The sequence below is a fragment of the Sphingobium sp. genome, from assembly GCF_035511395.1.
GTDB lineage: Bacteria > Pseudomonadota > Alphaproteobacteria > Sphingomonadales > Sphingomonadaceae > Sphingobium.
Map to the genome: position 1 here is coordinate 1 of NZ_DATKFP010000262.1, position 2,822 is coordinate 2,822.

Sequence of the window (2,822 nt, forward strand, 5' to 3'; positions counted from 1 at the left end):
GCTGCTGGTGGCGGTCCTGATATGTCGATTCTCGGCGAGCCCAAGACAGCGCGGGATCAGGCATTTCTTCGCATGATGAGCCGCGATCCTGAGAAGGCGCTTAAGATCCAGTCCACCCTGCGTGACAGTTTCATTGACCGCCTCAAGGGCGAGCATGATTTTTACGGCCTCGCCGTCGAGGAAATGGGCCGGGTGCAGGATGACGCGGGATGGCAGGCGGCGCTTTCCCGTCTCAATCCTTACGCGGCGGTGCTGGGCGTCGATCTTGGCGAGAGTGTGCCGCTGACCTATCCTGGACCGGAAGCCGTTAAGGGCCTGATGGAGCGGGCTCTCCCGGTGAAGGAGCGGCTCGACTATCTGATGCGGGTGGCGAACACCGACGCTGACAACGCCCGCGCCGATCGGAACACGGATAGCATCATCGGAACGCGCGAGGGTCGGCTTGACGAAGCTCGCCGGAACAATGACGCCCGGCTTGCGACGACCCGACGCGGGCAGGATCTGACAGACGCGCGCACTCGCCGTGGCCAGGACTTGAGCGCCGCCCGACCGCGTGGTGGTAAGGCCGCGGCCCAGGCAGGAACCGTTAGTAACCCCCGCGCCGTGAAGACGCCCACAGAGGCGGCGGCGCTGCCAAAAGGGACGTACTACAAGACGCCTGACGGTCGGGTGAAAATCCGGTGAGCATGGAAGATCAATGGCCCGGCGAGGATGTTTCCGCTTCTCCTGAGGCAGACCCATGGCCGGGAACCGAGACGAAGCGCTCGAAGCGTCGGGCGCAGGCCAAGGTTAAGCGGAGCGAATCGGCTCCGGCTGTGGGTGGTGAGATCATTGTCCGGCCGATCGACGGCGACACCGCGCGCCTGTCGTCCGGTCGCAACCTGCGGGTGTGGGGCATCGATGCACCTGAGTTGAAGCAGCAGGGTTGGGATCGCGCTGGCCAGCCAGTGCCGATCGGCCAGCAGAGCCGCAATGCCCTGATGGGGGTAGTTTCGCCGGAAACGATCATCGGCCAGCCTGTGGGCGATTCTTACGGCAGGGCGGTCGCGCCCTTGACGAATGACGGTCTCGATGTTGGCAATGGCATGGTGCGCCAGGGCAACGCCCTCGCTGCGCCAACTTACCTTGCCGCTGATCCGCAGCGCCAGTTTGAATACATGCAGGCCGAGCGCCTGGCGCGGCTCAACGGCCTCGGCATTCACGACACCAAGTTTCAGGCGCCGCAGGATTATAGGCGCGACCCGCTGCCGGCGCCTTCACGCGAGACGGTAGCGCAATGGTGGGACACGCCAACGCCGTTGGCCGGTATGCGTTCCGAGGACGAGCAGCAGTTCCTGCAACTCATCAACGACCCTAAGGTGCCTGCTGTAGACGTGGCGAAGTTCTCGCAAGCGCACGGCTTCGTGACCGACCCTGCGGACGTAGAGAAGGCGCGGGCACAAATTGAAAAGACCGGCATCGCGGCGACTACCTCGTATCAGAATTATGTCCGGCCCCTTACCGATTCCGGCGATGGGGCGACGGGCGCGGCAACGCGCGGCCTCGGTTCTGGCGTGCTCGCCAGCGGCCTCGATGAAGCCGGTGCAGTAGTGGACACGCTGGGCGGCACTGAGGGGCGCGAGAGCGTTTTCAACAGCGACCGGCGCCTTGCTGACATCTGGTCGAACAACCAGCAGCAGAACGCTTCGATCCTCGGATTTGACGACTACGCTCATCCGTACGCCCAGACCGGCGGCGAGCTTGTCGGCGGGCTTCTCGTGCCATTTGGCGCCCGTGCAAAGACGGTGGCAGAATTGGCTCGGGTGGGTGCTGCCTATGGCGGCGCCACCGGCTTTCTCGGCACAGATGGCTCTGCATCGGAACGCGCGCTTGGTGCCGCCGTGGGGGTACCCCTGGGTGCGGCGCTGGGCGTGGCGGGCGGCAAGGCGCTTGAATACGCCGCGCCCTACGTCAAGAAGGCGGCAGGCAAGGTCTTGGGCCGCGCTGCCGAGAACGCTGGCGAAGTCGCGGGTGGTGACAACGTGCAGAGCGTGGCTGACGATGCTGCCGGTGTTCGGGTGCCTGATCGCATCGACACTGATGGTCGTTCGATGGGCATGGCGGCGGAACCCGAACCCTCGATTTCGCAGGAAGCGCGCAAGCCTGACTACCTGTTCCGCGATCGCCCCCAGCCGATTGACCAGCCGCTATCAGAGGCGCAGCGCGCGGCACTGACGAGAGATATTCAGCCGCGCGATCTTGTACCTCTACCCTCCAATGAGGTTCGGTCTGCTGACGAACTGGCCGCGATTGACGCAGGGCGTTACGCTCCTGCCAAGATCCCGGACCCGCGGGCGGAACTGACGCGGCAGACGGTGCGCACATGGAGCGGCGCGGAGGTGCTCAAGGTCGGCCCGATCGACTTGGTGGGTTGGGTGCGCCTGCGAGGCGGTCTTGCCGATCAGGGCGGCGAACTGTCGGCGATGGGCATGAACAACGCAGCGCGCCGGGGCATGGATTTCGTTGGGCAGGAAGCGCGGTTCGGCCCGCTGGTGAGCGAAAGCGGCGCCAAGCTCGACGACGCTGCCCATGCGGCATGGGAAGCGGGGTATTTCCCCGACCATACCGAACGCCCCACGGTGAACGAATTTCTCGATGCGCTGCGCGATACCTATGATGGCCACAGCCGGCGCTATCTGCCGGAAGACTTCGCCGAGGTGGATCGCTATGCCAACTCGGTAGAGGAGCGCAACGCGGCGCAGCAGGCGCGCTTTGAGGGTGACGGCAAGGTCTGGGAAGACCGCTCGGTCGCCGCCGGGCCTGATGCACCTTTCGCGCCGCCC

The 2,822-nt window shown here is 65.1% G+C and carries 2 protein-coding genes; both read left to right on the top strand.

Annotated features, from left to right (window positions below; all coding sequences use genetic code 11):
* Positions 1 to 684 (top strand): hypothetical protein (locus tag VMR39_RS18555; protein WP_325417812.1); only part of this gene is annotated, 684 nt, incomplete at its 5' end.
* Between the two features lie 2 nt (positions 685 to 686).
* Positions 687 to 2,822, top strand: a 2,136-nt coding sequence (locus tag VMR39_RS18560; protein ID WP_325417814.1) for a thermonuclease family protein, incomplete at its 3' end; no start/stop codon positions are given.